At 66.2% G+C, this 26397-nt stretch carries 32 protein-coding genes; 17 read left to right on the forward strand and 15 right to left on the reverse strand.

Annotated features, from left to right (window positions below; genetic code table 11):
• The 6 genes from cpaB to AC3WLF_RS03895 are packed head-to-tail and all read right to left on the reverse strand — an operon-like array spanning window position 1 to window position 4675.
• Window positions 1–1032, reverse strand: a complete 1032-nt coding sequence (gene cpaB / locus AC3WLF_RS03870) for a Flp pilus assembly protein CpaB (protein WP_492357857.1) — start codon at window positions 1030–1032, stop codon at window positions 1–3.
• 42 nt (window positions 1033–1074) lie between these two features.
• A complete protein-coding gene (locus AC3WLF_RS03875; RefSeq protein ID WP_010809200.1) occupies window positions 1075–1248 on the reverse strand; it encodes a hypothetical protein in 174 nt (57 codons plus the stop codon).
• A 4-nt stretch (window positions 1249–1252) separates the two neighbouring features.
• Window positions 1253–1978 carry a hypothetical protein gene (locus AC3WLF_RS03880; RefSeq protein WP_492357349.1) on the reverse strand — a complete coding sequence of 242 codons (726 nt, stop codon included), beginning with the start codon at window positions 1976–1978 and terminating at the stop codon, window positions 1253–1255.
• Between the two features lies 1 nt (window position 1979).
• Window positions 1980–2741, reverse strand: a complete 762-nt coding sequence (locus tag AC3WLF_RS03885; protein ID WP_010809202.1) for a hypothetical protein — start codon at window positions 2739–2741, stop codon at window positions 1980–1982.
• A 58-nt stretch (window positions 2742–2799) separates the two neighbouring features.
• Window positions 2800–4329 (reverse strand): pilus assembly protein TadG-related protein, encoded by a 1530-nt coding sequence (locus tag AC3WLF_RS03890; protein ID WP_492357858.1) that lies wholly within the window; start codon window positions 4327–4329, stop codon window positions 2800–2802.
• A 52-nt stretch (window positions 4330–4381) separates the two neighbouring features.
• Window positions 4382–4675, reverse strand: a complete 294-nt coding sequence (locus AC3WLF_RS03895) for a Flp family type IVb pilin (RefSeq protein ID WP_010809204.1) — start codon at window positions 4673–4675, stop codon at window positions 4382–4384.
• A gap of 430 nt (window positions 4676–5105) precedes the next feature.
• Between AC3WLF_RS03895 and AC3WLF_RS03900 the strand changes: the two genes are divergently transcribed.
• Window positions 5106–5402, forward strand: coding sequence for an ArsR/SmtB family transcription factor (locus AC3WLF_RS03900; RefSeq protein ID WP_010809205.1), 297 nt, complete (start codon window positions 5106–5108; stop codon window positions 5400–5402).
• A gap of 516 nt (window positions 5403–5918) precedes the next feature.
• Window positions 5919–6761 (forward strand): class I SAM-dependent methyltransferase, encoded by an 843-nt coding sequence (locus tag AC3WLF_RS03905; RefSeq protein ID WP_011614818.1) that lies wholly within the window; start codon window positions 5919–5921, stop codon window positions 6759–6761.
• Here AC3WLF_RS03905 and AC3WLF_RS03910 read toward each other — a convergent pair whose 3' ends face one another.
• The gene (locus tag AC3WLF_RS03910) at window positions 6762–7337 is read right to left on the reverse strand and encodes a DUF1415 domain-containing protein (RefSeq protein WP_492357859.1); all 576 of its coding nucleotides are present in this window, start codon (window positions 7335–7337) and stop codon (window positions 6762–6764) included.
• A 90-nt stretch (window positions 7338–7427) separates the two neighbouring features.
• Here AC3WLF_RS03910 and AC3WLF_RS03915 point away from each other — a divergent pair, with 90 nt between their 5' ends.
• Window positions 7428–8693, forward strand: coding sequence for a TIGR03862 family flavoprotein (locus AC3WLF_RS03915; protein WP_492357860.1), 1266 nt, complete (start codon window positions 7428–7430; stop codon window positions 8691–8693).
• Here the strand turns inward: AC3WLF_RS03915 and AC3WLF_RS03920 are convergent.
• Both AC3WLF_RS03920 and AC3WLF_RS03925 read right to left on the reverse strand, forming a co-directional pair.
• Window positions 8690–10315 carry an NAD(P)/FAD-dependent oxidoreductase gene (locus tag AC3WLF_RS03920; protein WP_492320967.1) on the reverse strand — a complete coding sequence of 542 codons (1626 nt, stop codon included), beginning with the start codon at window positions 10313–10315 and terminating at the stop codon, window positions 8690–8692. The two genes, AC3WLF_RS03915 and AC3WLF_RS03920, sit on opposite strands and share 4 nt — an antisense overlap.
• 67 nt (window positions 10316–10382) lie before the next feature.
• Complete coding sequence (locus AC3WLF_RS03925) at window positions 10383–10754, reverse strand: hypothetical protein (RefSeq protein WP_492320968.1); 372 nt, start codon at window positions 10752–10754, stop codon at window positions 10383–10385.
• 176 nt (window positions 10755–10930) lie between these two features.
• On the opposite strand from AC3WLF_RS03925, the gene AC3WLF_RS03930 reads away from it, so the two are divergent.
• Window positions 10931–12367 carry an aminotransferase-like domain-containing protein gene (locus AC3WLF_RS03930; RefSeq protein WP_492357351.1) on the forward strand — a complete coding sequence of 479 codons (1437 nt, stop codon included), beginning with the start codon at window positions 10931–10933 and terminating at the stop codon, window positions 12365–12367.
• 420 nt (window positions 12368–12787) lie between these two features.
• Complete coding sequence (locus AC3WLF_RS03935; protein ID WP_492357861.1) at window positions 12788–14293, forward strand: sensor domain-containing diguanylate cyclase; 1506 nt, start codon at window positions 12788–12790, stop codon at window positions 14291–14293.
• Window positions 14294–14304: 11 nt separating this feature from the next.
• On the opposite strand, the gene AC3WLF_RS03940 is transcribed toward AC3WLF_RS03935, so the two are convergent.
• The 5 genes from AC3WLF_RS03940 to AC3WLF_RS03960 form a co-directional block, all read right to left on the reverse strand.
• Window positions 14305–14562 carry a putative hemolysin gene (locus AC3WLF_RS03940; RefSeq protein WP_492353009.1) on the reverse strand — a complete coding sequence of 86 codons (258 nt, stop codon included), beginning with the start codon at window positions 14560–14562 and terminating at the stop codon, window positions 14305–14307.
• Window positions 14563–14650: 88 nt separating this feature from the next.
• Window positions 14651–15553: a lipid A hydroxylase LpxO gene (lpxO, locus tag AC3WLF_RS03945; RefSeq protein WP_492357862.1), complete on the reverse strand. Its 903-nt coding sequence runs from the start codon at window positions 15551–15553 to the stop codon at window positions 14651–14653.
• A gap of 156 nt (window positions 15554–15709) precedes the next feature.
• The gene (locus tag AC3WLF_RS03950; protein ID WP_010809215.1) at window positions 15710–16021 is read right to left on the reverse strand and encodes a hypothetical protein; all 312 of its coding nucleotides are present in this window, start codon (window positions 16019–16021) and stop codon (window positions 15710–15712) included.
• A gap of 32 nt (window positions 16022–16053) precedes the next feature.
• Window positions 16054–17496 (reverse strand): DUF2252 domain-containing protein, encoded by a 1443-nt coding sequence (locus AC3WLF_RS03955; RefSeq protein ID WP_492357927.1) that lies wholly within the window; start codon window positions 17494–17496, stop codon window positions 16054–16056.
• Between the two features lie 136 nt (window positions 17497–17632).
• The gene (locus tag AC3WLF_RS03960) at window positions 17633–18076 is read right to left on the reverse strand and encodes a carboxymuconolactone decarboxylase family protein (RefSeq protein ID WP_492321710.1); all 444 of its coding nucleotides are present in this window, start codon (window positions 18074–18076) and stop codon (window positions 17633–17635) included.
• A gap of 142 nt (window positions 18077–18218) precedes the next feature.
• Here AC3WLF_RS03960 and pdxR point away from each other — a divergent pair, with 142 nt between their 5' ends.
• Both pdxR and AC3WLF_RS03970 read left to right on the forward strand, forming a co-directional pair.
• The gene (gene pdxR, locus AC3WLF_RS03965) at window positions 18219–19667 is read left to right on the forward strand and encodes a MocR-like pyridoxine biosynthesis transcription factor PdxR (RefSeq protein WP_492357863.1); all 1449 of its coding nucleotides are present in this window, start codon (window positions 18219–18221) and stop codon (window positions 19665–19667) included.
• Between the two features lie 158 nt (window positions 19668–19825).
• Window positions 19826–20134 (forward strand): hypothetical protein, encoded by a 309-nt coding sequence (locus tag AC3WLF_RS03970; protein WP_010809219.1) that lies wholly within the window; start codon window positions 19826–19828, stop codon window positions 20132–20134.
• 57 nt (window positions 20135–20191) lie between these two features.
• Here AC3WLF_RS03970 and AC3WLF_RS03975 read toward each other — a convergent pair whose 3' ends face one another.
• Window positions 20192–20875, reverse strand: coding sequence for a Fe2+-dependent dioxygenase (locus AC3WLF_RS03975; RefSeq protein ID WP_492321708.1), 684 nt, complete (start codon window positions 20873–20875; stop codon window positions 20192–20194).
• Between the two features lie 152 nt (window positions 20876–21027).
• Here AC3WLF_RS03975 and AC3WLF_RS03980 point away from each other — a divergent pair, with 152 nt between their 5' ends.
• The 10 genes from AC3WLF_RS03980 to AC3WLF_RS04025 all read left to right on the forward strand — a co-directional run bounded on the left by AC3WLF_RS03980 (window position 21028) and on the right by AC3WLF_RS04025 (window position 26308).
• Entirely contained in the window at window positions 21028–21309 is a 282-nt protein-coding gene (locus AC3WLF_RS03980; RefSeq protein WP_035819589.1) for a hypothetical protein, read from the forward strand.
• 331 nt (window positions 21310–21640) lie between these two features.
• Window positions 21641–22939 carry a site-specific integrase gene (locus AC3WLF_RS03985; RefSeq protein ID WP_492357864.1) on the forward strand — a complete coding sequence of 433 codons (1299 nt, stop codon included), beginning with the start codon at window positions 21641–21643 and terminating at the stop codon, window positions 22937–22939.
• Between the two features lie 105 nt (window positions 22940–23044).
• A complete protein-coding gene (locus tag AC3WLF_RS03990) occupies window positions 23045–23506 on the forward strand; it encodes a hypothetical protein (protein WP_492357865.1) in 462 nt (153 codons plus the stop codon).
• Between the two features lie 69 nt (window positions 23507–23575).
• Window positions 23576–23869, forward strand: a complete 294-nt coding sequence (locus AC3WLF_RS03995) for a helix-turn-helix transcriptional regulator (protein ID WP_492357866.1) — start codon at window positions 23576–23578, stop codon at window positions 23867–23869.
• An 11-nt stretch (window positions 23870–23880) separates the two neighbouring features.
• Window positions 23881–24165, forward strand: coding sequence for a hypothetical protein (locus AC3WLF_RS04000; RefSeq protein WP_492357867.1), 285 nt, complete (start codon window positions 23881–23883; stop codon window positions 24163–24165).
• A 4-nt stretch (window positions 24166–24169) separates the two neighbouring features.
• The gene (locus tag AC3WLF_RS04005) at window positions 24170–24823 is read left to right on the forward strand and encodes a DUF1376 domain-containing protein (RefSeq protein WP_492357868.1); all 654 of its coding nucleotides are present in this window, start codon (window positions 24170–24172) and stop codon (window positions 24821–24823) included.
• Complete coding sequence (locus AC3WLF_RS04010; RefSeq protein WP_492357869.1) at window positions 24820–25167, forward strand: hypothetical protein; 348 nt, start codon at window positions 24820–24822, stop codon at window positions 25165–25167. The genes AC3WLF_RS04005 and AC3WLF_RS04010 overlap by 4 nt, the downstream gene beginning before the upstream one ends.
• 66 nt (window positions 25168–25233) lie before the next feature.
• Window positions 25234–25521: a hypothetical protein gene (locus AC3WLF_RS04015; protein ID WP_492357870.1), complete on the forward strand. Its 288-nt coding sequence runs from the start codon at window positions 25234–25236 to the stop codon at window positions 25519–25521.
• Between the two features lie 39 nt (window positions 25522–25560).
• Window positions 25561–25794 carry a hypothetical protein gene (locus tag AC3WLF_RS04020; protein ID WP_492357871.1) on the forward strand — a complete coding sequence of 78 codons (234 nt, stop codon included), beginning with the start codon at window positions 25561–25563 and terminating at the stop codon, window positions 25792–25794.
• 265 nt (window positions 25795–26059) lie between these two features.
• Window positions 26060–26308 carry a hypothetical protein gene (locus tag AC3WLF_RS04025; RefSeq protein WP_492357872.1) on the forward strand — a complete coding sequence of 83 codons (249 nt, stop codon included), beginning with the start codon at window positions 26060–26062 and terminating at the stop codon, window positions 26306–26308.
• Window positions 26309–26397 lie beyond the last annotated feature (89 nt).

The raw sequence follows: 26397 nt of genomic DNA on the forward strand, positions 1-26397 counted from the left end.
TCAACGCGAGGCCGGCCGGCCCGCCATGGCGTTGGCGGCGTTGGCAACGGCGCCCTGCTGGGCCTGGGCGATGCCGCCCGCGGAACCGCCCATGGATCCGCCATTGGCCAGCGCCGAAGAAATGGCGTTGCCGATGTCCTGCGCGGTAGGCAGCTTGGAGATCATGTTGGCGCCCGCGGAACGGCCACCGACGATGTATTCGATGGCCGCTTCGTCGCCACCGGCGAAGAGCGCGTGCTCGCTGACCGCGATCTGCGGGGTCGCGGTCTTGTCGGCCGCATTGCGCAGCACCGCGCGCAGGCTGCCGACCTTCTGCGCCAGCGCCAGCCGCGCCGCCTGTTCGGGCGACACCATCAGCGTGAGGCTGTCGTAATCCGGGTCGGTGTCCACGCCCTCCGCGCCTTCCGCGGCCTGCGCCGCCATGGCTTCGCCATAGTCGCGCGGGCGCACGTCCTGGCCGGTGGCCAGCACCAGCATGTCCGACATCAGCAGCCGCGCGGTCTGCTTGTCGGTGCCTGCCGCGGTGGGCGAGGTGGAGCTGATCAGGAACAGGTCGACATGGTTGCCAGGCTTGAGCATCTTGGCCGTCGAGTTGACCATGTCGACCTCGATGGTGAAGGCGCGCTTGCCGGGCTTGAGCAGGTCGGAGAAATCGCGCGACTGCAGCGCTTCCACGTCGGCACGCCGCACCGGCTGGCCCTGCCGCACCTGGCGCACCAGGCGCAGGTTCGCCACCTTGTCGAAGCTGCTCGCCAGGATCATGTCTTCGTAGACCAGGTCGGCCGGAATCTCCCGCGCCGCGAAGCCATTGCCGTCGATCACCGTGCCCGGCGCGGCATTGCGCACCGGCACCATGACGGCCACGCGGCGGCCCTCGTTCAGCTGTGCGGCCAGCTGCTCTTTCAGTGCCGCTTCGCGCCCGCTCAGGAAGCGGTAGATCCACAGTGTCAGCAGGCCGGCGACCAGCACGGCGATGACAAGGACGACCCAGGGATTCCCGATAATTGAATGAATCTTGATTTTCTTCAGCATGAATGTGCTTGCAATGGCCAGACGCCGCCTGGTGGCGGTGCGTCAGGGAAGTGACAGGGAAAAGCTGTACGCCTGAAAGAAGGACCTGAACGCCGCGGCCAGCATGCTGATGACCGAGTTGTCGCCGCCGGCGACCAGCACGGCAACGACCAGCAGCGTGATGACGATGTATTCGAACGCGGCCTGCCCGCGCTGGCGCCTGCTACGGATTGCCATCGCGCTACTCCGGCCGTGCCACGGTGATCACCGCGTCGGTCTGGCCGGCGCGGTCGACAAAGGTGGCATCCATGCGTTCCTGCTGCCGCTGCATGGCCAGCGTGAGGCCCTCGATGCGGCCCGAACCGTCGGCCACGGGCGCGGGCATCTGCACCACCGAACTCCAGCCCTGCGCCGCCAGCCGCTCGGCGGCGCGCTGCCGCGCCGCCTGCGCGTTGCCGGGCAGCCGGACCACCAGGGTGCGCCCGCGCTGGCCGCGGTCCGTGCTCTGGACATCCGACAGGACCTTGGCGCCGGGCGGCAGGCCCAGGTCGCCCAGCCCGGTGCCGGACGCCACCGGCGCCAGCTTGCTGACCGAGAAGATGCCCGCCACATGCCCGCCCGGCGCGGGCCTGGGCTCCAGCGACAGCACATAGTGGCAAAGCCCGTCGATCGCGCTCAGCACGTACTGGCCGCCGGCGCGCTGCCCGCGCGCCGGCACGCCTTCGCGCGTCCAGTACTGGCGCCACGCGTCCGAGACCGCTTCGGCGGTGCCGGCGAACTCCATCGTCAGCACCCGCGTGGGCAGGCCGTTGACCACCATGTCGGTGCCGACCGCATGCGCCCTGGCAGGCGCAACCGGCTGCCGCGTGCAGTCCGTCGCGGTCGCTGCCGCCGCGGACCAGGCGAGCGCGGCCGGCAGCAGCGCGGCCAGGCAGCGCATCAGCACGCCATGCATGCAGGCTCTCATCTCAGCGGCTCCCCAGGCGGTCGGCGGGGACCACGTCGGGCTGGATGCGGCCCAGGTCCAGTTTCAGGATTTCCGGCCCGAAGGCGGCCAGCCCGACGGTCAGCGCGGTGTCGATCACGCCGCCCTTGCTGGTAGGCACCGCTTCCTTGATCACGGCGAGCGTGCCGTTGCGCCCCTCGGGCGTCCAGGCGTTGGTCAGCAGCACGGTGTGGTCCTGCATGCCGAAGCCGGTCCAGCCCGGCCACAGCGCGCGCAGGGCCGCGTTGTCGCCGGCGACGGACAACCCCACCTCGGCCCGGTAGAGGTTGCGCGTGGCCAGGTCGAAGCCGGCGCTGACCGCGTTGGCCGCACCCATGGCAGCCGTGATCGGCTTGAGCGTGGCTGCCGGGGTTTCGTCGACGCCGCTGCCCAGGGTCACGTCGGCATAGTTGCGCAGCATGTCGACGCCGGCATGGTCTTTCCACATCGGCGCCATGCCGCCGGGCAGGCGGCGCGCCGTGCGGTCGCTCGACGCCAGCGCGGCCTGGTCGTGCCCCAGTACGCGCTGCACGAATTCGCTGCGGATCTCTTCGTCGCCCTTGCTGGCGAAGCTGCCGTGCGACGCGCGCCAGCCCGGGTCGACGGTCCAGACCGTGCGCTCCCAGCCGGCATAGCGCGAGGCCATCAGCGCCTTGTTGCGCACGTCGCTGAACTTGCCCAGCATCGCCATGCCGAGAAACAGCACGCCAAGCACCGTCATCGCGGCGATCACGAATTCGATCATTGCCTGTCCGGCTGCCCGGTTCGGCCTGGCTGGCCTGCGCATGCGCATGTCCGTTCCCTCAGTTGCCCTGTGCCGCGATCGCGGCAACGCGTTCGAGATCGCTGGTCTGCGTCAGCGATGCCTGCCAGTACGGATTGAAGAGGCTCGGGTATTCGATGCGCGAATCGGCGCGCCGCCACCCCGCCGCGCTGCGCAGCGCGCCCGCCATGCCGCCGCTGTCGGTCGGGCGGATAAAGTACGCGCTGCCGCTGGCAAGCGCGCGCATCATGCCGCCGGCCATGCGCCCGTCCAGCGTCAGGCGATCGCCGCCCGGCAGCACGCGCGAACTGGTGACGACTGAAGTGTCCTGGCGCTGCGCCTCGATCGTGATCGAGGGCGCGCGGTTGAAATCGTCCACGGGCCCGGTGCCGGGCTTGGGCTGGTTGCTCAGGTCGGCGTACTCCTGCAGCCCCGCGGGCTTGTTGTGCAGGGTCTTGCCCGGCCCCGACGAGTACTGCATCTGCGCGGCGATCAGCGTCAGCGGGTTCAGCAGCGAACCGCCGAAATTGCTGTAGCCACCGTAGCCGGAGCGGCCCGAATAGCGCCCGCCCGGGCCATTGGCCGCGCCGCCGCGCCCGACACTGGACACCGTGGGAATCGCAAACCCGACCGGGCCGGCCGGCGTGGCCCAGACACAGGCAAGCGTGCCGTTGGCCTGCGAGGCATCGAGTGCTTCCCAGCCCTTCTTGTCGCGGCGCAGATGCGTGCCGCCGTCATGCGTGACGACGGTCACCATGATGGCCACCACCGCGCCCTTGCAGCCCTTGTAGGCAGTCGGGACCGCCGTCGGCGAGCGCGGCGAGCCGCGGTCCTTCAGAAAGCCGTCGAGCGTGGTGCCGTCGGTGGTGACGTCGGCAAAGCGGTCCTTGCCGGTGGCCGAACCCTGCTTGGGATACTGCGGATCGGTCACGGTGGTGAACTTGGTCCAGCGGGCCAGCTGCACGCCATAGCGCGGGCCAAAGAAGTAGCCGGAACTGACCGTCGAATCAGGCTGGTTGCGCTTGGCGACTTCGTCGGTCACCAGCGGCACCGCGGCAATGGTGCCCGCGTGGTAGGCGCGCTGCGCCATGCTGAGCGCGGCGATGATGTCATCGAGCCCGGTCACCAGCGGCGGCAGCAGCGTGTTCAGGGCGGATCGCACCGGCGTGATCGCGGCCTTGCCCAGTTGCTTGGGCGTGGTCCACAGCAACTGCCCGTCGGAGAAGATCTTGACCAGCGTGTCGATCCAGGTGTTTTCCGTGTAGGTGCCCTTCAGCTCGTCGATCCACGACTTGAGGCTCACGGCCTGCGCCACGGCCACCTGGTTGGCCACCATCGCGCGGTTCGCGTAGGCGGCAAAGTTGTAGTCGCGCGCCTGCAGCACCGCGGCGCTATAGGCCGCTGCGTCCGCCGTGTTCTGCAGCTTGGTCTTGGCGCTGGTCAGCTGGCTCGCATTGAAGGCGAGATACAGGGCCAGCCCGCCGATGGCGAGGAACACCAGCGCGAAGGCGAGTGCCTGACCGCGCTGGCCGGGACGGCTGCGTCGATGCGCAAGACCTGTTTTGCCCATGTTCCGGGATCGCGAGTGCTGGAGCGCAGCAAGCAACTGGCGGCGATGCCGCTTAGTTGTTCTTGCCCGTGTCGTTGCCGACGTTGTAGTTGTTCAGCCCCTTGCCCTGGTTGGCCTTGGAACTGGCATCGTCCGCGGCGCTGCCGGCTTGCTTGATGGCCTGCTTGGACGCCGAGTTCTTGCCGGCCATTTCCTGGGCGAGGCCCGCGGTCTGGTTGCGGATGGTCTGGCCGAACATGGCATAGACGCCGATCGCGGACACGGCGATCAGTGCCACGATGATGATGTATTCGGTCATGCCCTGACCTTGCTGACGCGCCTTGCGGCGCAGATTTGCGAATGTCATAACGACTCCTTCCATGGGAATGCACAGAAACGGTTGCGCCATATGAAAGGCGCCTCATATGGAAGCCATATGTAAAGAAAACGCTGATGCGAACGGTTATCCGGCAGCAGCGGCGTGCATGCTATCAAAAGGTTCCTTAGGGCCGAAGAGGAATAATTTCAATATTTTTAATAGCGTTGAAATAACCCTACCAGGGACTCCCCCGAATGTAACAAAAAGTAATCCTTCACAATGGACGGAGGTTATACGAACTATTCTCGGAACCGGCACATTGCCAGCAATGGGGTGCTGTTGAGCGTTGATTTACGGATGACAAGCCGCGCCACGGGCGGCAGGCCGCATGCGGCCTGCCTGCTGGACTTCAAGGCGAACCGGGGCAGTCATACCGCCCCTGCCAGCTGCCCGCAGCATAAAATAAAGAAGCAAAAAAATGGCAGAACTGGATATAAAGAATGCAGTGGAAATACTGGGGGCGTTAGCACAGGAAAATCGGCTCAGGATATTTTTACTGCTCGCCGATTCGGGACCGGAAGGAATACCGGCAGGTATTATCTCCGCATCTTCCGATTTAACTCCCTCTTCCGTAACATTCCATTTGAAGGAATTGGTCAGGACGGGGTTGGTTAAAAGCCGCCAGCAAGGGCGGTTCATGATTTACTCCGCCACCACCGACGGCATTTCCTCAGTCCTCGCATTTCTTGGCGGGAAATGCGCTTCCCTGCAGTAGAGGGCACTGTTCCGGCGGCGCGCCGCGCCGCCGGACGACCCGCCGCGCGGGCCTGCGCCGCCAGCCCGGCACCTCATCCCGACAATCCCGTCTGCCAAATTTGCGTATTTCGAATTCATGACACAAATCGTGTCAATTATGTTGTTTCAGGATCATTGCCGATTTCGGAATTCAGCCTTGGTCGAGATGCAACACGCCGCCCGCTGGTGGCCAAAGGCAGTCGGTTTCTGACCATTTGCCGCGCTTTTGCCGGAGCCGAGCGCCAGGAGCCCGGAGAAACGCAGGCATCCCGTGGCGGTAACAATGCAGCAGTTTTAATACTTTTACCATTTATCCGACAGCAACTCGCAAGCTCGATCGAGCCCGCCGAGAGCCCGTGCCGGCGATGCGGAAGCGCCAACCACACCACGCCCCGCACCGGTGAGGCCAGCGTCACTCGGGGACCCTGCGGGACTTTTCGGTAAACTGTCGGCATTCCGGGACGCGCCGCGTCCCGCAGCCTGCGCAGTCCCCCTCATGTCAAATACCCACGAAATCCGCCCCGGCCAGTCCATCGAACTGCTCAAGGAACTCCATATCCTGACGCGCGACGGCAAGATGAATCAGGACAGCCGGCGCAAGCTCAAGCAGGTCTACCACCTGTTCCAGTTCATCGAACCGCTGCTGCAGGAAGTCAAGGCCGAGCGCGGCCGCGTCACGCTGGTGGACCACGGCGCCGGCAAGTCGTATCTGGGCTTTATCCTCTACGACCTGTTCTTCAAGGCGCTGCAGGACGACTCACATATCTTCGGCATCGAAACCCGTGAAGAACTGGTGAAGACCTCGCAGGCGCTGGCTGCGCGGCTGGGCTTTGCTGGGATGTCGTTCCTGAACCTGTCGGTGGCGGATTCGATCACCTCGCCGCAGTTGCCGCCCACCGTCGACGTCGTCACCGCGCTGCATGCGTGCAATACCGCGACCGACGACGCGATCCGCTTTGCGCTGGCCAAGCAGGCCCGCCATATCGTGCTGGTGCCGTGCTGCCAGGCCGAGGTGGCCAGCGTGCTGCGCAAGCACAAGGGCAAGCTGCTGGCGGGCAATCCGCTGACGGAAATCTGGCGCCACCCGCTGCACACGCGCGAGTTCGGCAGCCAGGTGACCAATGTGCTGCGCTGCCTGCAGCTGGAGGCGCATGGCTACCAGGTCAGCGTGACCGAGCTGGTGGGCTGGGAACACTCGATGAAGAACGAGCTGATCATCGCGCAGTACAAGGACCTGCCGCGCCGCCGCCCGGCCGAGCGGCTGGAAGAGGTGCTGGAAAGACTGGGGCTGGAAGAGATGCGCGAGCGCTTCTTCACCGCGCCGGTGTCGGCTGCGTAGTCAGACTTTACCGGGCTCGTCCTCGCCCGCCATCCAGCGCTGCCAGCCCTCGTGGCCCAGGCGGCGCATGGTGGCCTGGTTGCGCTCGTAGATGTCCGCCGCATCCGGGAACGCCGCCGCCGCGCGGGCGATGGAGTCCTCGCGCAGCAGGTGCAGGATCGGATACGGGGCGCGGTTGGTGTAGTTCTCGATATCGTCCGGCTCGGTCCCGGCAAACTGGTACTGCGGATGGAAGCTGGCGATCTGCAGCGTGCCTTCCAGCCCGAGGCTGCCGAGCAGGCGCTCGGCAAAATACAGCAGGTCGTTGAAGTCGAGGAAGTCCGCCACCGCATCCGACAGGATCAGCAGCGTGGTGTCGATCTGGTCGGGGTCGGCGTCTGCCAGCAGGCGCAGTTCGCGCTCCAGGTCGTCCATCACGTCCGGCGCTTCGGTGACGGTGCTGACCACGTAGCGCACCTGCTCCTTCACATACACGCTCTTGGCGAACGGGCACAGGTTGAGCCCGATCACGGCGCGCTCCAGCCAGTGGCGGGTGGCGGCGATGACGGTGTCTGCGGAGTGAGTGGCGGAGGTCATGATGGCGATGCGCGGCAAACCGTCATTCTAGCGCTGCCGCAGGCTCTATAATCCGCGGCGGAAACACCCCGCCCCCTGCCGAGCCTCCTGATGCCCTCTTCCGCCACTTCCTCCCCTTCCCAAGCCAGCGTCGACGTTGCCGTCATCGGCGGCGGTCCGGCCGGCCTGATGGCGGCCGAAGTGCTGGCGGCGCAAGGTGCCAGCGTGGCCGTCTACGACGCCATGCCGTCGGTCGGGCGCAAGTTTTTGATGGCCGGCAAGGGCGGCATGAACCTGACCCACGCGGAGCCGGAGCCGGCCTTCCTCGGCCGCTATGGCGCCCGCACCGCACAGATCGCGCCGATGCTGGCGGGCTTCGGCCCGCAGGCCCTGCGCGACTGGGTGCACGGGCTTGGCATCGAGACCTTCATCGGCAGTTCCGGCCGCGTCTTCCCGACCGACATGAAGGCCGCGCCGATGCTGCGCGCGTGGCTACACCGCCTGCGCGAGTCCGGCGTGCAGTTCCATATGCGTCACCGCTGGCTGGGCTGGGACGACGGCGCGCCGCATGCGCTGCGCTTTGCCACGCCGCACGGTGAAACGGTCATGCGGGCACGCGCGGTGGTGCTGGCGCTGGGCGGTGCCAGCTGGGCAAGGCTGGGATCGGATGGTGCGTGGGTGCCGCGGCTGGCCGAGCGCGGCGTCGAGATTGCGCCGCTGCGGCCCGCCAACTGCGGTTTCGATGTGGCGTGGAGCGAAGCGTTTGCCGCGCGCTTTGCCGGCGAGCCGGTCAAGCCGGTAGCCATCGCCCTGACCGACCGCAATGGGCAAGCGCACTACCGCCAGGGCGAGTTCGTCATCAGTGCGACCGGCATCGAAGGCAGCCTGGTCTACGCGCTGTCCGCGCCGATCCGCGACCGCATCGAAGCCGATGGCGGCGCCACCATCCACCTGGACCTGCTGCCGGCGCATAGCGCCGAACATGTCAGCGCGCAGGTAACGCATCCGCGCGGCGCGCGCTCGCTGTCGAGCCACCTGCAAAGCCGGCTCGGCCTCACCGGCGTCAAGGCCGGACTGCTGCGCGAATGCCTGTCGAAGGAAGCGATGCACGATGCCGGCACGCTGGCCGCATCGATCAAGGCGCTGCCGCTGCGGCTGCTGCGCCCGCGGCCCATCGACGAAGTGATCAGCAGCGCCGGTGGCGTGCGCTTCGAGGCGATGGATGAAGGGTTGATGCTGCGCGCGCTGCCGGGCGTGTTCTGCGCCGGCGAGATGCTGGACTGGGAGGCACCCACCGGCGGCTACCTGCTGACGGCGTGCTTTGCCAGCGGGCGCACCGCGGCGCTCGGCGCCGCGGCTTACCTGCAGCAGGCTTAGGCGGCCTTGCCGCCGACGATGCTGAGCGCCACCGCCTCGGCCACTTCGATGCCGTCGATCGCCGCGGAGTAGATGCCGCCGGCATAACCCGCGCCTTCGCCCGCCGGGTACAGGCCCTTCACATTGATGCTCTGGTAGTCATCGTTGTTGCGGCGGATGCGCAGCGGCGACGAGGTGCGCGTCTCCACCCCGGTCAGCACGGCATCATGCAGGGCAAAGCCAGGCAGCTTCTTGTCGATCTCGGGAATGCCCTCGCGGATCGCCGCGATCACGTAGTCAGGCAGCGACGTGCTCAGGTCGGTCGGCGTCACGCCGGGCTTGTACGAGGGCTCGACCGAACCCAGCGACGTGGATGGCCGTCCCGCGATGAAATCGCCCACCAGCTGGCCCGGCGCGCAGTAGTTGCTGCCGCCCAGCTCGAACGCGCGCTCTTCCCACTTGCGCTGGAATTCGATGCCGGCGAGCGGGCCGCCGGGATAGTCCTCGGGTGTGATGCCGACCACGATGCCGGCATTGGCGTTGCGCTCGGCGCGCTTGTACTGGCTCATGCCATTGGTCACCACCCGGCCCGGCTCGGAAGCTGCCGCCACCACCGTGCCGCCCGGGCACATGCAGAAGCTGTACACCGACCGCCCGTTGCTGCAGTGATGCACGACCTTGTAGTCGGCCGCGCCCAGCAGCTTGTTGCCGGCGAACTTGCCGAAGCGGCTGCGGTTGATCAGCCCCTGCGGATGCTCGATGCGAAAGCCCAGCGAGAACGGCTTGGCCTCCATGAACACGCCGCGCCTGTGCAGCATCTCGAAGGTGTCGCGCGCGCTGTGGCCGACCGCCATGATGACGTGGTCGGCTTCCAGGTATTCGCCGTTGGACAGCTTCAGGCCGCGCACCTGGCCGTTGTCGATGTCGATATCGTCGACGCGCGTCTCGAAGCGGATCTCGCCGCCCAGTTCGATGATCTCGGCGCGCATCTTCTCGACCATGCTGACCAGCCGGAAGGTACCGATGTGCGGGCGCGCCTTGTACAGGATGTCCTCCGGCGCGCCGGCGCGCACGAACTCGTTGAGCACCTTGCGGCCATAGTGCTTGGGGTCCTTGATCTGGCTGTACAGCTTGCCGTCCGAGAACGTGCCCGCGCCGCCTTCCCCGAACTGCACGTTCGATTCCGGATTGAGCACGCTCTTGCGCCACAGGCCGAAGGTGTCCCTGGTGCGCTCGCGCACTTCCTTGCCGCGCTCCAGGATGATCGGGCGGAAGCCCGACTGCGCCAGGATCAGGCCGGCCAGCAGGCCGCACGGGCCCATGCCGATCACCACCGGGCGCGGATGCGAGCTGCCCGCCTGCGCGCGCGCGACGAAGTGGTACGCCATGTCGGGCGTCACGCTCCAGTTCGGCTTGCCGGCCATGCGTTTGATTGCCGCGGCCTCGTCGCCGACCTCGATATCGATGATGTAGGTCAGCTTGATATCCGAGCGCTTGCGCGCATCGTGGGCACGGCGGAACACGGTATAGCCGATCAGGCCGTCTCCCTTGACACCGATCTGCGCGGCGCTGGTGCGCACGGCGGCGTCCAGGTCGCTTTCGGTATGGTCGAGCGGGAGTTTGACTTCACTTAGACGTAGCATGGGGAACCCGAGAACTGCGGCCGGGGGGTTGGGCACACCAATGTGCCAGGCCGGCCGGAGCGCAATTTTATAGGCTTTCGGGCGCGGAGTCGGGAATCTGGCGGGATTCGGGCTGTCGGGCCGGCCCGGTGCGGCGCCACGACAACGCCAGCCAGGCTTGCAGCCGGGGCAGCCAGCCCGGCGGGTCAGTGATCGACAATGCGCCGGCGCGGCTTGCCGACAGCGTCAGCCAGCCGCGCGCGGGCACGATCCACGTGTCGCCCGCGCGCAGGCGCCGCCGCGGTACGTAGCAGGTCTCGGCCAGCCATTGCGGCGGCCCGGCCAGCTCCAGCTCACCCGCGCCGGCATGCAGCATGGTGCCCGCCGCCACGCGCAGGCGCAGGCACTGGCCGGCCAGAAGCGGCACTACGGTTGATGTGTCGTTGAGATCGCTTTGCATGGCAGGACTCCGGTAACAGGCACAGGACTCCAGCCTATCGACCTGATCTCATCCGCGGCAGGCACACCCCGGAACCGCCTGGACCGGAACAGCCAAGCAAATTCAGCCCTGTTACGATACAGCCGCCACGCGTCTGTATCTGTACTGATGCGGCCAACCGCGCCACGATGCCCCCAATGGAATCCGCCCCGCTCTACCGCCAGGTTGCCGGCCACTACCGCCGCGCCATCGAATCCGGAACGCTCGCCGCCGGTGACCGCATGCCGTCGGTGCGCGCGCTGATGGCGCTGCACAGTGTGAGCCTGTCCACCGCGCTGCAGGCATGCAGGCAGCTCGAGAGCGACGGCTTGCTGGAAGCGCGGCCGCGCTCGGGTTATTTCGTCGCGGCACCGCTGCGTTCGCCGCTGGCGGCGCTGGCCGAGCCGGCCGCGGCCTTGCCTGATCCGGCGCAGTATGTCGGCATCCACCAGCGCATTTCCGGCTTGCTGGCGCGTGGCCAGCACCAGCATGTGCATACCAACCTGGGCGGCGCCTATTGCGCGCCGTCACTGTATCCGACCGAGGCGCTGCGCAGCGCCGCGACCCGTGCGCTGCGCCGGCATCCGCTGCTGTTCGGCGAAGCGGTCGAGCCCGAGGGCTACCAGCCGCTGCGCGCCGCGCTGGCGCGCCAGGCGTTGCGGGCGCGCGTGCAGCTCGCGCCGGAGGAAATCGTCATCACCAACGGCTGCACCGAGGCGCTCAACCTGGCCCTGCGCGCGGTGGCCGGGCCGGGCGACGTGATCGCGGTGGAATCACCGACCTACTACGGCCTGCTGCAGATCCTGGAAAGTCTCGGCATGCGCGCGCTGGAGATCCCGTGCAGCCCCCAGACCGGCATCTCGCTGGAGGCGCTGGAGCTGGCCGCGCAGCACTACGACAATATCCGCGCGGTGGCGGTGGTGCCCAACCTGCAGAACCCGCTCGGCTGCATCATGCCGGACGCGCACAAGGCGCGGCTGGTGCAGTGGTGCGAGGCGCGCGGCATCGCGCTGATCGAGGACGACTGCTTCTCGGCCACCGCCGACAGCGATGCGCCGCCGGCCGCGGCCAAGGCCTGGGATGGCAGCGGCAACGTGATCCACTGCGCCTCGCTGCACAAGGTGCTGGCGCCCGGCATGCGCCTGGGCTGGATCGCCGCCGGCAAATGGCAGGCGCGCGTGGAGATGCTCAAGTTCGGCCTGTCGCGGCCCAACGAGATGCTGTCGCAGATGGCGGCCGCCGACTTCCTGGCTTCCGGCGCGCACGACCGCCACCTGCGCCGGCTGCGCACCCGGCTGTGCGCGCAGCGCGAATGGTTCACGCAGGCCATCGCCGCAAGCTTTCCCGCCGGGACGCGGCTGGGGTCCCCGCGCGGCGGCATGCACCTGTGGGTGGAACTGCCCGCCCAGGTATCGTCCGAAGCGGTGTTCGACCAGGCGCTGCAGGCCGGCATCCGCGTGATGCCGGGCGTGATGTTCTCCAACGCCGGCCGCTTCGACCACTGCCTGCGCGTCAACTGCGGCACGCCGCGCTCGGCGCAGATCGAGCGGGCACTGGGCACGCTGGCCGCCATCGTGCAGCGGCTGGCGGGCTAGCCCTGGCGCTTGCCTGCCAATATCCCTCCCCTTTTGCTGGCGCCTCGCCTATCCTAAGAACCCATTTCATAATGAAGAAGGGGACGCGTTCAAGCCAGGCGCGGCGCAGGCTAGGCGCGGGCCGCCGGCCTTGGTCATTCCAAGGTCAAGGCCCGTAACAACGCATGCGCCGCGCCTGGCTTGAACCCGAAGGGAAGGCTGCTGCCGGGCCGCATGGCGTTGTTGCGGCCTCCTTGCGTGGAATAACCACGCCGCGTCGGCCACGCCTAGCCCTGCGGCCCGGCAGCAGCCTTCGCGCCCCTTCTTCATTATGAAATGGGTTCTAAGCGCTGGTGCGCAGGGCGGCCCGGCTGGTCTCCGGGGGCGAAGACCGACCACGGGGCGCCGTGCACCACGGGAAAAAGAAAAAGGAGAAAAGCCTTGAGCAGTGCATCCGCGGCAACGTCCGTCGGCAAGGGTGCCGGCAACCCTGCCGGCAACAACCTGGACGACTATCAAACCCTGTTCCAACTGGCACCTGTCTCGCTGTGGCTGGAAGACTTCAGCGCCGTGCGCGAGTATTTTGCGCAACTGCGCAAGGAAGGTGTCACCGACCTGCGCGCCCACCTGCGCGCGGACCCGCGGCAAGCGGCGCAGTGCTCGGCGCTGATCCGCGTGATCGACGTGAACCGGCGCACGCTGGAGCTGTTCCGTGCAGCCGATCTCGACGACCTGGTGGCCAACCTCGACACAGTCTTCCGCGACGACATGCTCGACCAGCATGTCGAGGAGCTCGGCCAGTTGTGGGACGGCGGCAATCGCTTCGCCAGCCAGACCGTCAACTACACGCTGGATGGCGAGCGGCTGGACATCCAGCTGGAGGCCACGGTGATGCCGGGCCACGAAGACACCTGGGAGCGCGTGCTGCTGTCGATCAAGGACATCACCGCGCGCATGCGCACCGAGCACGAGCTGCGCCGCAGCGAGCAATATGCGCTGGGACTGTTCGAGCATTCGCCGGTATCGCTGTGGGTGGAGGACTTCAGCGCGGTCAAGGTGCTGCTCGATGAAGTGCGCGGCGCCGGCATCACCGACTTCCGCACCTTCCTCAACGTGCATCCGGACTTTGTCTTGCGCTGCATGCAGGAGATCCGCGTGCTCGACGTCAACCAGCAGACGCTGCAGATGTTCGGCGCGGACAGCAAGCAAGTCCTGCTCTCGCGGCTGGGCGATGTGTTCCGCGACGACATGCGCATCCACTTTGCCGAGCAGCTGATCGACCTCTGGCACGAGAAGCTGTGGCAGCAGCGCGAAGTCATCAACTACGCGCTGGATGGCCGCGCCGTGGACGTCTTCATGCAGTGGTCGGTGTTCCCCGGGCGGGAAGCGGACTGGGACCAGGTGCTGGTGTCGCTGACCGATATCACGGCGCGCAAGAAGGCAGAAGCCTATGTCGAGTTCCTGGGCAAGCACGACGTGCTGACCAAGCTCTACAACCGCGCCTACTATGAGGACGAGATGGCGCGGCTGGGCCGCAAGGGCCCGTGGCCGGTCAGCGTGGTGGCGGTGGACCTGAACGGCCTCAAGGTGGTCAACGACCAGTTCGGCCATGCCGACGGCGACGGGCTACTTCGCCGCACCGGCGAGGTGTTGAAGAAGGCGGTGGGCGAGCAGGCCTGCGTGGCGCGCATCGGCGGCGACGAGTTCATGATCCTGCTGCCCGGGCGCGACGAGCGCGGCGCCGCGACGGTGGTCGAGCAGATCGGCAAGGTGGTGGAACTGAACAACCAGTTCTACCCGGGCGCACGCCTGAGCCTTTCCATCGGCCACGCCACCTGCCTGCAGGGCGACCGGCTGAACGAGGTCGTCAAGCTGGCCGACAGCCGCATGTATCAAGCCAAGCGCGACTACTACACCACGCTGGCCAACGAACGCCGCCGCGATTGAAGCCTAGCGGCTCAGCCCGGCGTGCATTCGCCGCGCAGCAGCGCCCACTCCTCGCATTGCTTGCCGGACGGGAAGGTGCAGATGCCGGACTGGCCGGCGGGTGTCGACACGATCTGCAGCTTGCCGCCGCGCTGCGTGCAGTTGACGGAGGCGGGGTTGGGCTTGCCGACGGCAGCGGCGCTGCCGGCGGCACGTTCTGCAGGTGTCGTGGTGCATGCGGCGGCGCCAAGGGCGGCGGCCAGCCACAGTGCTGCGGTACGGACGCGCATCAGGATCTCCGTGGGCAAAGGAAGCTCCCAAGTGGGTGCTCCCTCTCCCGCAAGCGGGAGAGGGGAGCAAACCGTCGGTTTTTGCTTCTTACAGGAAGACGATCAGCCCCACGCCCAGCACGATCAGGCCGAACTTGGTGACGTAGTAAAGCTGGCGGTTCCAGGCCTTGAAGCGGCGGCGATACTGGCCGCCCAGCCAGACAAAGCGGAACAACCGGTTGATCATGCCGGTCTGGTCGTGCTCGTCATTGGGCGAGCTGGCCGCGGTCATGACCTTGCGGCCCATCCAGTGGTTGAACTTCGCAGCCCAGCCGTAGCGCATCGGACGCTCGATATCGCAGAACAGGATCAGCCGGTTGGCATCGCTGCGGTTCTCGGCCCAGTGCAGGTAGGTTTCGTCGAAGACCACGCCCTCACCGTCGCGCCAGCTGTGGCGCTCGCCATCGACCTCGATAAAGCAGCGGTCGTCGTTCGGCGTGGCCAGGCCCAGGTGGTAGCGCAGCGAGCCGGCGAACGGGTCGCGGTGCGGGTTGAGCTTGCCGCCCGGCGGCAGCTCGGCAAACATCGCCGCCTTCACCGTGGGCAGCTCGCGCAGCAGCGCCACGGTCTTGGGGCAGAGCTCCTCGGCCGACGGGTGCTGGGCCTCGTACCACTTCAGGTAGAAGCGCTTCCAGCCGTACTTGAAGAAGGAATTGAAGCCGGCGTCGTCGTTCTTGTCCGCGGCCTTGATCTTGCGCATCGCGGCCAGGGCCAGCCCTTCGTCGCGGATCTCGGGCCAGGCGGCGCGCAGCTTTTCCAGGTCGGGGAAGTTGTCGACCGGGATGTACGGCGTGCGGGGCACGCCCGAGAACGCATACATGAAGCAGTTGATCGGGGCCACCAGGGCCGAATGGTCCAGCAGCTGGCGCCAGATGCGCAGGCGCACCTTGCCGCGGAAGTGCACATACAGGACGGCACCGAGGTAGCCCGCGACGATAATCCACTTGATCACCGAAATCCTCCTGGTCAGCCGCCTCCGCCGCGTGTCAGTCACAGCGCGGACCGGCTGGGTGAAAACGCGTATTTTAGCGAAACGGCAGAGCCGCCGCAGCTTGAGACGATTGCGGCACATGGCCCCGGTTCGGGCCGGGAAGTCAGGTTGGCGCGTTCAGGCCCCGCCGCGCGACTGCCGCGCGATGCGCTCGATCAGCGCCTGGGCGTCGTCGGGCAGGCCCTGCAGCCTCAGCAGGCGCGCGTTCAGCACCAGGTTTTCCAGCACCAGCTTGGCGGTCGAGGCCCACATCGTGGCCAGCAGCGCTTCCACCGGCAGGCCGGACGCTTCCATCTCGCTGGAGCGCTCGGCGATCAGCCGGCACGCCAGCCGGCGCAGCGCGGCGTCGTCGAACGGCAGGTCGGCGTAGTCGATGGGGTCTTCCTTCTCGACTTCCGTCATCAGTTGCAGCAGGGTGTCTTCTGTCATGGGCAGACTCCTGGCCTGGCAAGACGCGTGGGCTACACGCGGAAATCAGCAGCCATGTCGGCATCGGTGCGCGCCTCGAGGCGCCCCGAACGGCACGCGGCGACAAACTGGTCATAGTCGCGCTCGACCTGGTCGGCATAGCCATTGGCATAGCCTACCATCACGTCGGCCATGCGGTCGCTGCGCCCCAGGTAGCCGCTGACCTCGGCGGCCAGGCCGCTGGCCTTGGCGTGCGCGCGGGCCAGCACCCAGCCACACAGCGAGGCATAGCGGCCGAACAGCTCGGCATCCATCAGCTCGATCTGTGCCGACAGCTTCATGTCGCGCAGCTGCCGCAGATAGAAGTGCCGCCCGAACGGCCCCTTGGTCCAACCGAGGAACAGGTCGCTCGCGGCCTGCATCAGGCGCTGGCCCTCGACCACGCGCCGGCCCTCGTGCGCGGTCGGCGCGCTCTTGAAGTAACGCGCCACCACCGACCTGGTGGCCTCCTTGGCCTGCAGGAACAGCGGCTTGTCATGCTGGTCCACCATCAGCTGCACCAGGCAGCGCGTGCCCACGCTGCCCACCCCGCCCACCTTGAAGGCCACGTCATGGCGCGTGAAATGGCCGAGCAGCCGGCGCCGGTCGGGGGCCAGCGTGGACAGGTAGTCGTGGTAGGCCTGGTCCAGCGCCAGGTCCGCGTCGCTGGCGGCCAGCCAGTCGTCGCCCGGCCCGAACAGCGTCTGCTCGCCACGCACGTGGAAGATCGCCGGCGGCGCATCGAGTATCGACCAGCGGTCGCCGATGCGCTCGGCCAGCTTGGGCAACAGCGACTCGTGGGTGCGGTCGGCGGCGCGCTCCATGCCGCGCCGGATGCGTTTCTGGACTTCGGGCAAGGTTTCTTCTTCGAGCAGCCGCTCGAAGGTGATGCGGTCGTACCAGGTCTCGAGCATGCCCATTTCGCCATAGGCGAGCATGCGGCGCTGGTAGCTGCCCACCGCTTCGCGCACCACGTCTTCGGCCACAGCGGACTTGTGCCGCAGGTGGCGTGCCGCTACCACGAAGCTTGCGCACAGGCGCTTGAGGTCCCATTCCCACGGACCGGGGCTGGTTTCGTCGAAGTCGTTGAGGTCGAACAGCAGCGCGCGCTCGGGCGTGGCAAAGCCGCCGAAGTTGGCCAGGTGGCAGTCGCCGCAGATCTGCATATGCAGCCCGGAATCCGCGGTGCTGGCCAGGTCGTGCGCCTGGATGATGGCGCTGCCGCGGTAGAAGGCGAATGGCGACTGGATCATGCGGCCGTAGCGCAGCGGCACCAGCCGCTCAACCCGGCCCTGGCTGCTGATTTCCAGCAGTTCGACGGGGTCGCGGTCGACGTTGCCAATGGCCTCGTGCGCACCGCGCGGCACCTTCTGGCGGGCGGCCCTGCCGCGCTCGCGCCGGGCCTCGACAGTACCCTCGGCCCCGGCTTGCCCGCCCTCCTGACGTGTCGCCACCATGCCCCCCATGCCGGCGCCGCCAGCGGTTGCCATTTGTGCAGCATCTGCAACAGAAGCTAATGCACTGCGCCGCGGCTTGTCAATCGGCAGGCCACGGCGCGGGTCAGGCTGAGGTCGGGCGGATGTGCGCCGTGGCTCAGAGCGCGGGCGGCTGGCGACGGAAACCGACGCCGAAGCGGTTCCATGCATTGATGGCCGAGATCAGCAGCGTCAGGTCCGCCATTTCCTTTTCCGAGAATTGCTCGCGCAAGTCCTGGTAGTCCGCATCCGGCGCCTGGCTTTGCGGCAGCAGCGTCAGCGCCTCGGTCCACGCCAGCGCGGCGCGCTCGCGCGGGGTGAACCAGCTCACTTCACGCCAGGCCGGCAGCAGGTTCAGGCGGCGCTCGCTTTCGCCATGCTTGCGCGCATCGGTGATGTGCATGTCCAGGCAGAACGCGCAGCCGTTGATCTGCGAGGCGCGGATCTTCACCAGTTCCTTGAGCGTGGTCTCCAGCGAGCAGCGTGCCAGGTAGACCTCCAGGCCAACCATTGCCTTGTAGGCGTCAGGGGCCACGTCTTGCCAGTTCATCCGTTCTTCCATGATCGATCTCCGCTTTGACAGGTTGGATTCGGCGGGCACTGGTGTCGCGCCCGTTGGGATGAAAGATAGACCCATCGATTGGCCCCGTACACCGCCAATTTCCGGCAGAATCAGTAGACCAATCCTGACCGACGCGTACCTTATGGAACTGCATCTCGCCCTGGACCAAGCCAGCGACCTGACCGCGCAGATCGTCCACCAGATCCGCGACGCGATCCAGGGCGGCCGGCTCGAGGCCGGCGCACGCATGCCGCCTACGCGCCTGCTTGGCATCCAGCTGGGCGTGGCGCGCAAGACGGTGACCACGGCGTATGAACGGCTGGTGGCCGAAGGCTGGCTGCACGCGCGCGTCGGCGACGGCACCTATGTGGCCGAGGGGCTGGCCCGCCCGGCCGTGCGCATGGCGGCGGCGCCGGTGCTGCCGCCTGCCGTGCAGCGCTGGATGGCGGTGCCGACGCCGTTCCTGGACTCCGGCGGCGGCGCGCGCTATGCGTTCCAGCCGGGGCAGGCCGATACCACGCGCTTTCCGCATGAAGCCTGGTCGCGCTGCGTGCGCGCGGCGCTGGCCGCCGAGCGCCAGCGCCCGCCCGGCGCCGCCGATCCGGCCGGCGAGATGGTGCTGCGCCAGGCCATTGCCCGCCATATCGCCTTCACGCGCGGCGTGCAGAGCATGCCGACCGACATCCTGGTCACGGGCGGCGCGCAACAGGGCATCGACCTGCTGGCCCGGCTGCTGCTCGGGCCCGGCGCCGTGGTGGCGATGGAGGATCCCGGATATCCAATGGCGCGTTCGTTGTTCCAGGGGCTGGGCGCACGGGTGGTGCCAGTGCCGGTCGATGGTGAAGGGCTGGTGGTGGAGGCGCTGCCGAACGATGCCACGCTGGTCTATGTCACCCCATCGCACCAGTCGCCGCTGGGCGTGCCGATGAGCCTGGCGCGGCGTCAGGCGCTGCTGGACTGGGCGGCACGCCGCCACGCGGTGATCCTGGAAGATGACTACGACAGCGAATTCCGCTACGGCGGCCAGGCGCTGGACGCACTGCAGACGCTGGACCGGCATGGCCGCGTGGTCTACCTAGGCACGTTCTCGAAGACGCTGGTGGCGAACCTGCGCGGCGGCTACCTGGTGGTGCCGCCCTGGCTGATGCCGGCCGCGCGCAAGGTCAAGCACCTGATGGACTGGTACACGCCGACGCTGATCCAGCAGGCGCTGGCGCGCTTCCTGTCCGAGGGTCACCTGCTGCGCCATATCCGGCGCTCGCACGCGCGCCACGCCCAGCGCCGCGCCCGCCTGCTGGCGCGGCTGCACGGCGACCTGTCGCCGTGGCTGGAGCCGCTGCCGGCAATGGCGGGCTTCCACCTGGCGGCGCGGCTGCGCGTGCCGGTGGCGTCCGAGGCACTGGTCTCGACCGCGCGCCTGGCCGGCCTGGCACTTGCCACGCTCGATCCCTGCTATGCCACGCCCCCTGCTACCTGCGCGGGGCTGCTGCTGGGCTTCGGCGCCATCGACCTGCTGGATATCGATCCTGCCCTGGACCGGCTGGCAATGGTACTCTCTGCACTGGTACCTGAGCCGGCGCACGCCACGTGATGCGGGCCGCACAGGAGCGATACCAGGTGACGCATGCCGCGCGCATGCCATCACAGCGACATGGCGCCGCAGTCATGCTGGTATTTCGCAAACCGACGTGAACAAACCGGAAGCGTGCGGGTCTCATTCGCACTTTCCACACAACCAGAGTCGCGTTCATGACCAAGCGTTTGTTGTCCGCCATGCGTCAGTACGCATGGTTTGCCGGGGTGAAGCACCATGTCGTGCAGGGCGTCGAAGCCCTGGCGGAACTGCTCAAGTCCCCTTCCGCCGCGGCGCGCGCCGTCGCGGCCATCGTTGCCGAAACCGAGCACGGCGTTCAGGTCTGGGTCTCGTACTTCGGCAAGCCGCTGGATCCGCACACCAACTACGTGCTGTGGCCCAACCGCGCGCTGCGCCCCGCGCGGCGGCGCATCCAGCCCTCTCCGATCGAACTGTTGCAGATGCAGCGACGGCGCGACGGATAGCCGCGCCTGCTTGCTGGCTGACGTTATGCAGCGCCCTCGTGAGGGCGCCGCCGGCGTTCAGGCGTCCGCCCAGCGGCGCAGCAGGTTGTGATAGACCCCGGTCAGGCCGATCACCGATTCATGCGCCTGGCCGAGTTCCTGCGCCACCTGGCGGATACGCGCGTCCAGCTCGAACAGCAGCGCGCGCTGGCCATCGTCGCGCACCATGCTCTGGATCCAGAAGAACGATGACACCCGCGCCCCGCGCGTGACCGGCGTCACGTGGTGGATGCTGGTGGCCGGGTACAGCACCATATGCCCGGCCGGCAGCTTCACGCGCTGCTGGCCGTAGGTGTCCTCGATCACCAGTTCGCCGCCGTCGTATTCCTCCGGCTCGGTCAGGAACAGCGTCGCCGACAGGTCGCTGCGGATGCGGAAGCTGGTGCCGCGCAGGTAGCGGATCGCGTTGTCGACGTGGTTGGCAAAGGTATGCCCGCCCTCGTAGCGGTTGAACAGCGGCGGATAGACCTTCAGCGGCAGCGCCGCCGAGAAGAACAGCGCGTTATTGCCGAGCGCGTCCTGGATCAGGTCGCCCACCTGGCGCGCCGCCGGCGAGCCCTCCGGCAACTGCAGGTTGCGCTTGGCCAGCGCCGACTGGTAGCCCGAGGTCTCATTGCCGTCGGCCCACGCCGCCGCGTCGATGACCTGCCGGACTTGCGCCACCTGGGCCTTGGACAGTACGTCGGGAATCTGCAGCATCATGATGGCAATAATGTCGGGATGAATCGGGCAGGTGCACATTGTATGGGAAGCGCGGCAGGGACCCGAACAAGAATCATTACTGTTTGATCCTGTGCAGGCGGCGGGCTTCACTACAATGGGTTCTGTATCCCCGTCACCGACAAGGAGCCGACATGTCCGAACCGCTACACGATGAAGCGCTGGTCAATCTCTACCTGGAACGCATCTCGGCTCTCTCGGTGAGCGCCTTCGATGGTGCCGATGTCAGCGGCGAGCTCGATGCGGTGATGCGCGAAGCGGTAACCAAGTGCCAGGCCGCGGGCGGGCCGCAGGCGCAAGGAACACTGACGGTGCTGGCCACGCGGCTGCGTGAGCATGCCGACGCCGCGGAGCGTGAAGACCAGCCGCTGGTGCGCGATACCTTCAGGCGTGCGGCGGAACTGGTGCGCACCTAGTGGTGCAAGCGCACGAACGCTGCAAGGCATGCCTTTGGGTTGCGCGGAATGACATCGGAGCAGTGAGTGCGTCAGGCCGGACGGCCTTGAGAACAACGCCTTGAAGGACTGCGGCGAATGCCGCTGGATACTGATATAAGGCGTTGGTTGCGGGGGCAGGACTTGAACCTGCGACCTTCGGGTTATGAGCGCGATTTTGCCTGTCCGCTGGTGTCTACCGCAGTCAGCGTGTCTTTTGAAATCAATGGGTTATGTCTATAGTTGTTCGGTGAAGTCTGCCGCTGTACGCGGCGGCGATTGCCCAAACTTTGCCCAAATGGAGCTATAGACCATGCAGAAGGCCCGCAATCGGGTTGCCATTGACCGCGACTTTATGCGCGGCATCACCCCCACCGGCGCACACCAGGAATACGCCGATTCGACCCTGACCGGCTTCGGGGTGCGCGTCACGCCAGCCGGGGCCATCCAGTACACGTTGCGTTACCGCAAGCCTGACGGCAAGTTCGGGCGCAAGAAGATCGGCACTTACCCGGCTATGTCGGCATCGCAGGCCCGCGAAGCCGCCCGCAATGAACTGGCGCTGACCGACCGCAAGGGGGATACCCTTTCCACCCTGGCCGAACGCCGCAAGAAGCGCGACGACGCCCACCGCATCGCGGGCGTGCCGACCTTGCGCGACTTCCTAGACGGTGACTACACGAACTGGCTGATTGTGAACCGCAAGACCGGCACCGATCTTGCCGACCTGATCCGCATGGCCTTTGCCGATTTGCTGGACAAGCGCCTGGATGACATTACACCGTGGGCGCTGGAAAAGTGGAAGCACGACGAAGCCAAGAAGGGAAACACCGCCGCCACAGCAGCGCGCAAGCTGACCGCACTTCAAGGGCTGTACCGTGTGGCAGGCATGGCCGGTCATGTTTCCGAAAACCCGGTGAAGTCGGTTGAGTATGACGGTGCTTCGGAAGAAGTCGTTCGGTATCTGTCGCCTGACGAACGCGAAGCCCTGTATGCGGCGCTGATCGCCCGCGAAGACGCCATGCGCGACGCCCGCGACCGGACGAACGCCCACCGCAAGGCCCGCAAGCGCCCACTACTGCCAAGCCTGCGTGGCGTGGCGTTCGTGGACTACCTGCGCCCCGCCGTGCTGGTGTCGCTCAATACCGGCCTGCGCCGGGGCGAACTGCTGGCCCTGACCTGGGCCGATATTGACCTGGAACATGCCGTCTTGACCGTGCGTCGGGAGACTGCCAAGGGCGACAAGACCCGCCGTATTCCCCTGAACACCGAAGCCTTGGGCACGCTCAAGCGTTGGAAGCCGCTTGCCCACAGAGTCTATGTGTTCGCGGGCATCGATGGCGAACCCATTACCGAAATCAAGACCGCATGGGGGCAAGTCCTGCGCGATGCCGGGATTGAAAACTACCGCTGGCACGACCACCGGCACGATTTCGCATCGCAGTTGGTCATGGCAGGCGTTGACCTGAACACGGTGCGCGAACTGCTAGGCCAGGCCGACCTAAAAATGGTCTTGCGCTATGCCCATCTGTCGCCGGAACACACCGCCGCCGCCGTCGCCGTGCTGGACAAGCTGAAGACCAAGGGCGCGAAGGCGCTGCGCGCGGTTTGACCGCCTGACCCGCTCCCCGCAAGCCCGCCATCGCGCGGGCTTTTTGCTGTCCGTGGTTGTCCGATATAGTTGGCGCTTGTCCTTCACGGTACGAAGCGCCGACCCATGCCGAAGAAGCCGCCGCCCCCTTCCTATCTGGCTGACCTGCATACGTTCGACTACGACGCCTTCTTCGCGCGTTGCTGGCGTGGTGACGCGAACGAAGACGACGAACAGCAATACCCGCTGCGGCTGGCATCGTACTTCGTTGCTTGTGGCGAACTGGGGAAGCCGGTTCCGGAATGGGTCTTGCGCGAAGTGCGGTCGCGGCTGTGGGGCTGGATTGCTGGCGCCCCGATTGCAGAACAGTTCTACCTTCCTGGCACGATGCCGAAAGATGAAGTGCGAAAGTCGGTGCGCATATCGCGGGCTGTTGGCGAACTGCTGCACGCCAACCCGGATATGAAGGTCGGTGAGGCACTTGACGAAGTCGCAGCGAAGTTCCATGTGGAGCGCGTCACTGTGGAAAAGGCGTACTACGCGCCGAAGCCTTGGAAATCACATACTTTTAAGGCGCCCAAAGTGTAGGTTTTTTGTTCGCAGACTGCTGGCTACATTGCTTCCCAAGGATTCACGCGTCCGAACTTGGGGGATCAAATGGAAGCCAACACGAACACTGCCGTACTACAAGACGGCCCCGCATTCACGATTGCGCAGTTCTGCGCGCACTACGGTTTCAGCCGCCAGCACTACTACGAACTGAAGCGTCTGGGCATCGCGCCTGACGAAGTCAAGCTTGGGCGTTCGGTGCGCATTCTGCATCGTGCGCGGCTTGAATGGGAAGCCGCGATGTTGCGCGCTTCCAATCCCATGCCCGTTGAAGCGGAACCCGCCGCGCCGATCCATCGCGGTCGCGGCAAGGCCGCACGCGAAGCACAGGCACGCGCGTAAGGGGCGGCACCATGTCCGCCGATACCCTGCTGGCCCGCCTGTGGGGCGTGTGCGAAGACGGTTGCGGTCAGTGGCGGTCGCATTGCCCCGCCTGCCAAGACCTGACGCACACGCTTCAAATCCGCGAAGACAGCGACGGCGCCGTATCGCTGCATTGCGACAACGGTTGCCCGCCCTGGCTAATCGTTCGCGCAGTCGGCCTGTCGCTGCGGAGTCTGACCCCGCGCCGGCGTCGTCATCACGCTCCCGAACCGGGCTGGTGGCTGACGCCGCGCCGCTACGCAAAGGGGGGCTGACGCCATGCTCTATTTCAAGTTCTTCATTCCAGATTACGAACTGGACACCAAGGGTATGTCGCTCCGTCAGCATGGCGCGTACTTCGCACTGCTGCGTCTGGCGTATCACACGGAACATCCCTTGACCACGAACCGCAAGCGCCTGTACGGGCTTCTGCACGTCACCACTAAAGCCGACCGCGCCGCCGTCGAATGGTGCCTGAATCAGTTCTTTTTTGAAAACGAATTTGGGTTCGTGCAGCGCCGTGTTCTGCGCGAAATCGAAGGCTATCAGAAGCTTGTGGAACGCAACCGTTTGAACGCCAAGAATGCCGGTCGCAAGTCGAAAGCCGAAATCCAGTCGCTTATGGGGATTGGCGCAACTGCGCCGGTTACAGGCACCGCCGATGATGATTTCGAAAACCCAGTGGGTTCGCCTGTCCATGATCCGAAAGAATCCAGTGGATTTCCTGCCGATGGTGCGAACGGGCACCCCGAAGAGAATCCACTGGATTCAAACTGGATTTCCCAAACTGAATCTATCTACCTAACTACCTATAAAAACATAGGGCAAGACCTTGGCGAAAACGGTCAACAAACGCCCAAAAAGCGGCTTGCAAAGGGAAGGCGTTTCGACGGCAACGCTGACGATCAAACGGATGCGGGGGCGACGCCGTGAGCGCCCGCGACGATGTGCCGGCCCTGAGCGTTGATGACGTGCGCGTTCTGCTGACGCAGGGGCGCGCGTGGATCAATGGCGTTGCCGATCTTGAAGGCTGGCCGGATGAAGAGCGCGCCGACCGCTTGACGCGCATTGCCTGCACGTCGGTTGCAAGCCTGCCGGCTGAAGTCGAACACTTCCGTGCGCGACTGGCCGAAGCCAGGGCACGCGCCACGCCGCGCGGCGTAGTAACCGGCTTGCAGTCGTGCCCTGGTTGCGGTTTCAAGCGTGACCGGCGCGGTTTCGTTATCGGCACGCTGGGATGCGTCGGCACATCGAAGTCATGCCGGCGCGATTGGTAGTGCCATCGGGCTTCGGCCCATTAAATCGAAAGGGTTGAAATGACAAAGCAACGAAGCAAGGGGGTCATGCTGACCTTCACCGCGAAGCGGTCTGCAACGCCTGGATGGTTCGACGTAACCATCGATTGCACCGGACAGCGCCCCGCGACCACATGCGTTGAGGGGCTGGAAGGCATGTTGCTTGCGGCGCGCGATGTCGGACGCGCCTGTGCGACCCATGCAATTGGCAAGACATTCTGGTTCGACGTAAGAACCGATGACGACCTGTGGGATGCCGCCGTCGATCATGCGATTGACGACGCGTTCGACGCTGAGGTATCCGCGCGCCTGGAAGACCTGAAGCCCCGCGCATGACCCGCGCTGCTTCCTATGCTGAATTGAACGGGGGCAGACATGGAAGCAGCGGCGCGGGTGTTCGCAAGGGTGGTCGATGACGTGATGGCGGGCCGGATTTTTTGGGTGCCGCGCCCGCAGTTCGACCCGCCGCCGATCATGCCGGGTGAGCGGGACGAACGGGTCAGGCGCACGCCCGAAGAGCAACGCATACACGACCGCGACCGCAAGCGCCGGCAGCGACTAGGCAAACGCCTTCAGGAATGCCCCGGCAAGGTTGCTGCAATCGCCTAGAAGCGATTTTCTGGGCCTGGACATACCTTGCGAAGGGTCGGGGCAAAAAATCGCTGTTTCGCGCCTCTCCGTTCGTCGCGCGCCGGTCGTGCCGCCGATGGCGGTCAGGGGAAGGGGGAAGCAAAGTTAAGAGCACTTTCGGCTTTCACCGCGCGCCGGAGATTTGTTGCGCTAAAAACCGATATTTCACCGCCAAGACGCAAGCGTTCCTTCGTTTCTTGGCCATAAATTCCACAAAAACCGACAGTGTTGGGAGAAAATCACCATGATCGTGAACTGTTCTGAATGCTTTGCGGCGTTCTGTGCCGGTGCCCAGGTGGCAACCGCTGAGGATCGGACATACGCCGCGTACTGCCAGCACGACCGGCAGGTATGGATTGCGCGCCCTCTGCCTGATGGCGGGCTTGATCTGCAAATTGCGGACGGGGTATCGCCCGAAGACGTGGCGCGCATCACCGCGACGGCAGGCGCTGACGTGGAACGGCAGGCGCTATCGCCTGGGCAGTTGAACTGATCTGAAATCCGACGACGACCCTGCGGGATGCTTGGTCGTCGTCGGTGACCCGGCCCCTTGGCACCGGGTCAGCGTTGCCCTGCGTGATG

The sequence above is a fragment of the Cupriavidus sp. FW306-01-F10A genome (assembly GCF_058782785.1).

Bases quoted from the DNA above. Each gene is read 5' to 3' on its own strand.
- cpaB (WP_492357857.1), bottom strand. From the start codon at position 1,032: ATGCTGAAGAAAATCAAGATTCATTCAATTATCGGGAATCCCTGGGTC.
- AC3WLF_RS03875 (WP_010809200.1), bottom strand. From the start codon at position 1,248: ATGGCAATCCGTAGCAGGCGCCAGCGCGGGCAGGCCGCGTTCGAATAC.
- AC3WLF_RS03880 (WP_492357349.1), bottom strand. From the start codon at position 1,978: ATGAGAGCCTGCATGCATGGCGTGCTGATGCGCTGCCTGGCCGCGCTG.
- AC3WLF_RS03885 (WP_010809202.1), bottom strand. From the start codon at position 2,741: ATGATCGAATTCGTGATCGCCGCGATGACGGTGCTTGGCGTGCTGTTT.
- AC3WLF_RS03890 (WP_492357858.1), bottom strand. From the start codon at position 4,329: ATGGGCAAAACAGGTCTTGCGCATCGACGCAGCCGTCCCGGCCAGCGC.
- AC3WLF_RS03895 (WP_010809204.1), bottom strand. From the start codon at position 4,675: ATGACATTCGCAAATCTGCGCCGCAAGGCGCGTCAGCAAGGTCAGGGC.
- AC3WLF_RS03900 (WP_010809205.1), top strand. From the start codon at position 5,106: ATGGCAGAACTGGATATAAAGAATGCAGTGGAAATACTGGGGGCGTTA.
- AC3WLF_RS03905 (WP_011614818.1), top strand. From the start codon at position 5,919: ATGTCAAATACCCACGAAATCCGCCCCGGCCAGTCCATCGAACTGCTC.
- AC3WLF_RS03910 (WP_492357859.1), bottom strand. From the start codon at position 7,337: ATGACCTCCGCCACTCACTCCGCAGACACCGTCATCGCCGCCACCCGC.
- AC3WLF_RS03915 (WP_492357860.1), top strand. From the start codon at position 7,428: ATGCCCTCTTCCGCCACTTCCTCCCCTTCCCAAGCCAGCGTCGACGTT.
- AC3WLF_RS03920 (WP_492320967.1), bottom strand. From the start codon at position 10,315: ATGCTACGTCTAAGTGAAGTCAAACTCCCGCTCGACCATACCGAAAGC.
- AC3WLF_RS03925 (WP_492320968.1), bottom strand. From the start codon at position 10,754: ATGCAAAGCGATCTCAACGACACATCAACCGTAGTGCCGCTTCTGGCC.
- AC3WLF_RS03930 (WP_492357351.1), top strand. From the start codon at position 10,931: ATGGAATCCGCCCCGCTCTACCGCCAGGTTGCCGGCCACTACCGCCGC.
- AC3WLF_RS03940 (WP_492353009.1), bottom strand. From the start codon at position 14,562: ATGCGCGTCCGTACCGCAGCACTGTGGCTGGCCGCCGCCCTTGGCGCC.
- AC3WLF_RS03950 (WP_010809215.1), bottom strand. From the start codon at position 16,021: ATGACAGAAGACACCCTGCTGCAACTGATGACGGAAGTCGAGAAGGAA.
- AC3WLF_RS03955 (WP_492357927.1), bottom strand. From the start codon at position 17,496: ATGGTGGCGACACGTCAGGAGGGCGGGCAAGCCGGGGCCGAGGGTACT.
- AC3WLF_RS03960 (WP_492321710.1), bottom strand. From the start codon at position 18,076: ATGGAAGAACGGATGAACTGGCAAGACGTGGCCCCTGACGCCTACAAG.
- pdxR (WP_492357863.1), top strand. From the start codon at position 18,219: ATGGAACTGCATCTCGCCCTGGACCAAGCCAGCGACCTGACCGCGCAG.
- AC3WLF_RS03970 (WP_010809219.1), top strand. From the start codon at position 19,826: ATGACCAAGCGTTTGTTGTCCGCCATGCGTCAGTACGCATGGTTTGCC.
- AC3WLF_RS03975 (WP_492321708.1), bottom strand. From the start codon at position 20,875: ATGATGCTGCAGATTCCCGACGTACTGTCCAAGGCCCAGGTGGCGCAA.
- AC3WLF_RS03980 (WP_035819589.1), top strand. From the start codon at position 21,028: ATGTCCGAACCGCTACACGATGAAGCGCTGGTCAATCTCTACCTGGAA.
- AC3WLF_RS03985 (WP_492357864.1), top strand. From the start codon at position 21,641: ATGCAGAAGGCCCGCAATCGGGTTGCCATTGACCGCGACTTTATGCGC.
- AC3WLF_RS03990 (WP_492357865.1), top strand. From the start codon at position 23,045: ATGCCGAAGAAGCCGCCGCCCCCTTCCTATCTGGCTGACCTGCATACG.
- AC3WLF_RS03995 (WP_492357866.1), top strand. From the start codon at position 23,576: ATGGAAGCCAACACGAACACTGCCGTACTACAAGACGGCCCCGCATTC.
- AC3WLF_RS04000 (WP_492357867.1), top strand. From the start codon at position 23,881: ATGTCCGCCGATACCCTGCTGGCCCGCCTGTGGGGCGTGTGCGAAGAC.
- AC3WLF_RS04005 (WP_492357868.1), top strand. From the start codon at position 24,170: ATGCTCTATTTCAAGTTCTTCATTCCAGATTACGAACTGGACACCAAG.
- AC3WLF_RS04015 (WP_492357870.1), top strand. From the start codon at position 25,234: ATGCTGACCTTCACCGCGAAGCGGTCTGCAACGCCTGGATGGTTCGAC.
- AC3WLF_RS04020 (WP_492357871.1), top strand. From the start codon at position 25,561: ATGGAAGCAGCGGCGCGGGTGTTCGCAAGGGTGGTCGATGACGTGATG.
- AC3WLF_RS04025 (WP_492357872.1), top strand. From the start codon at position 26,060: ATGATCGTGAACTGTTCTGAATGCTTTGCGGCGTTCTGTGCCGGTGCC.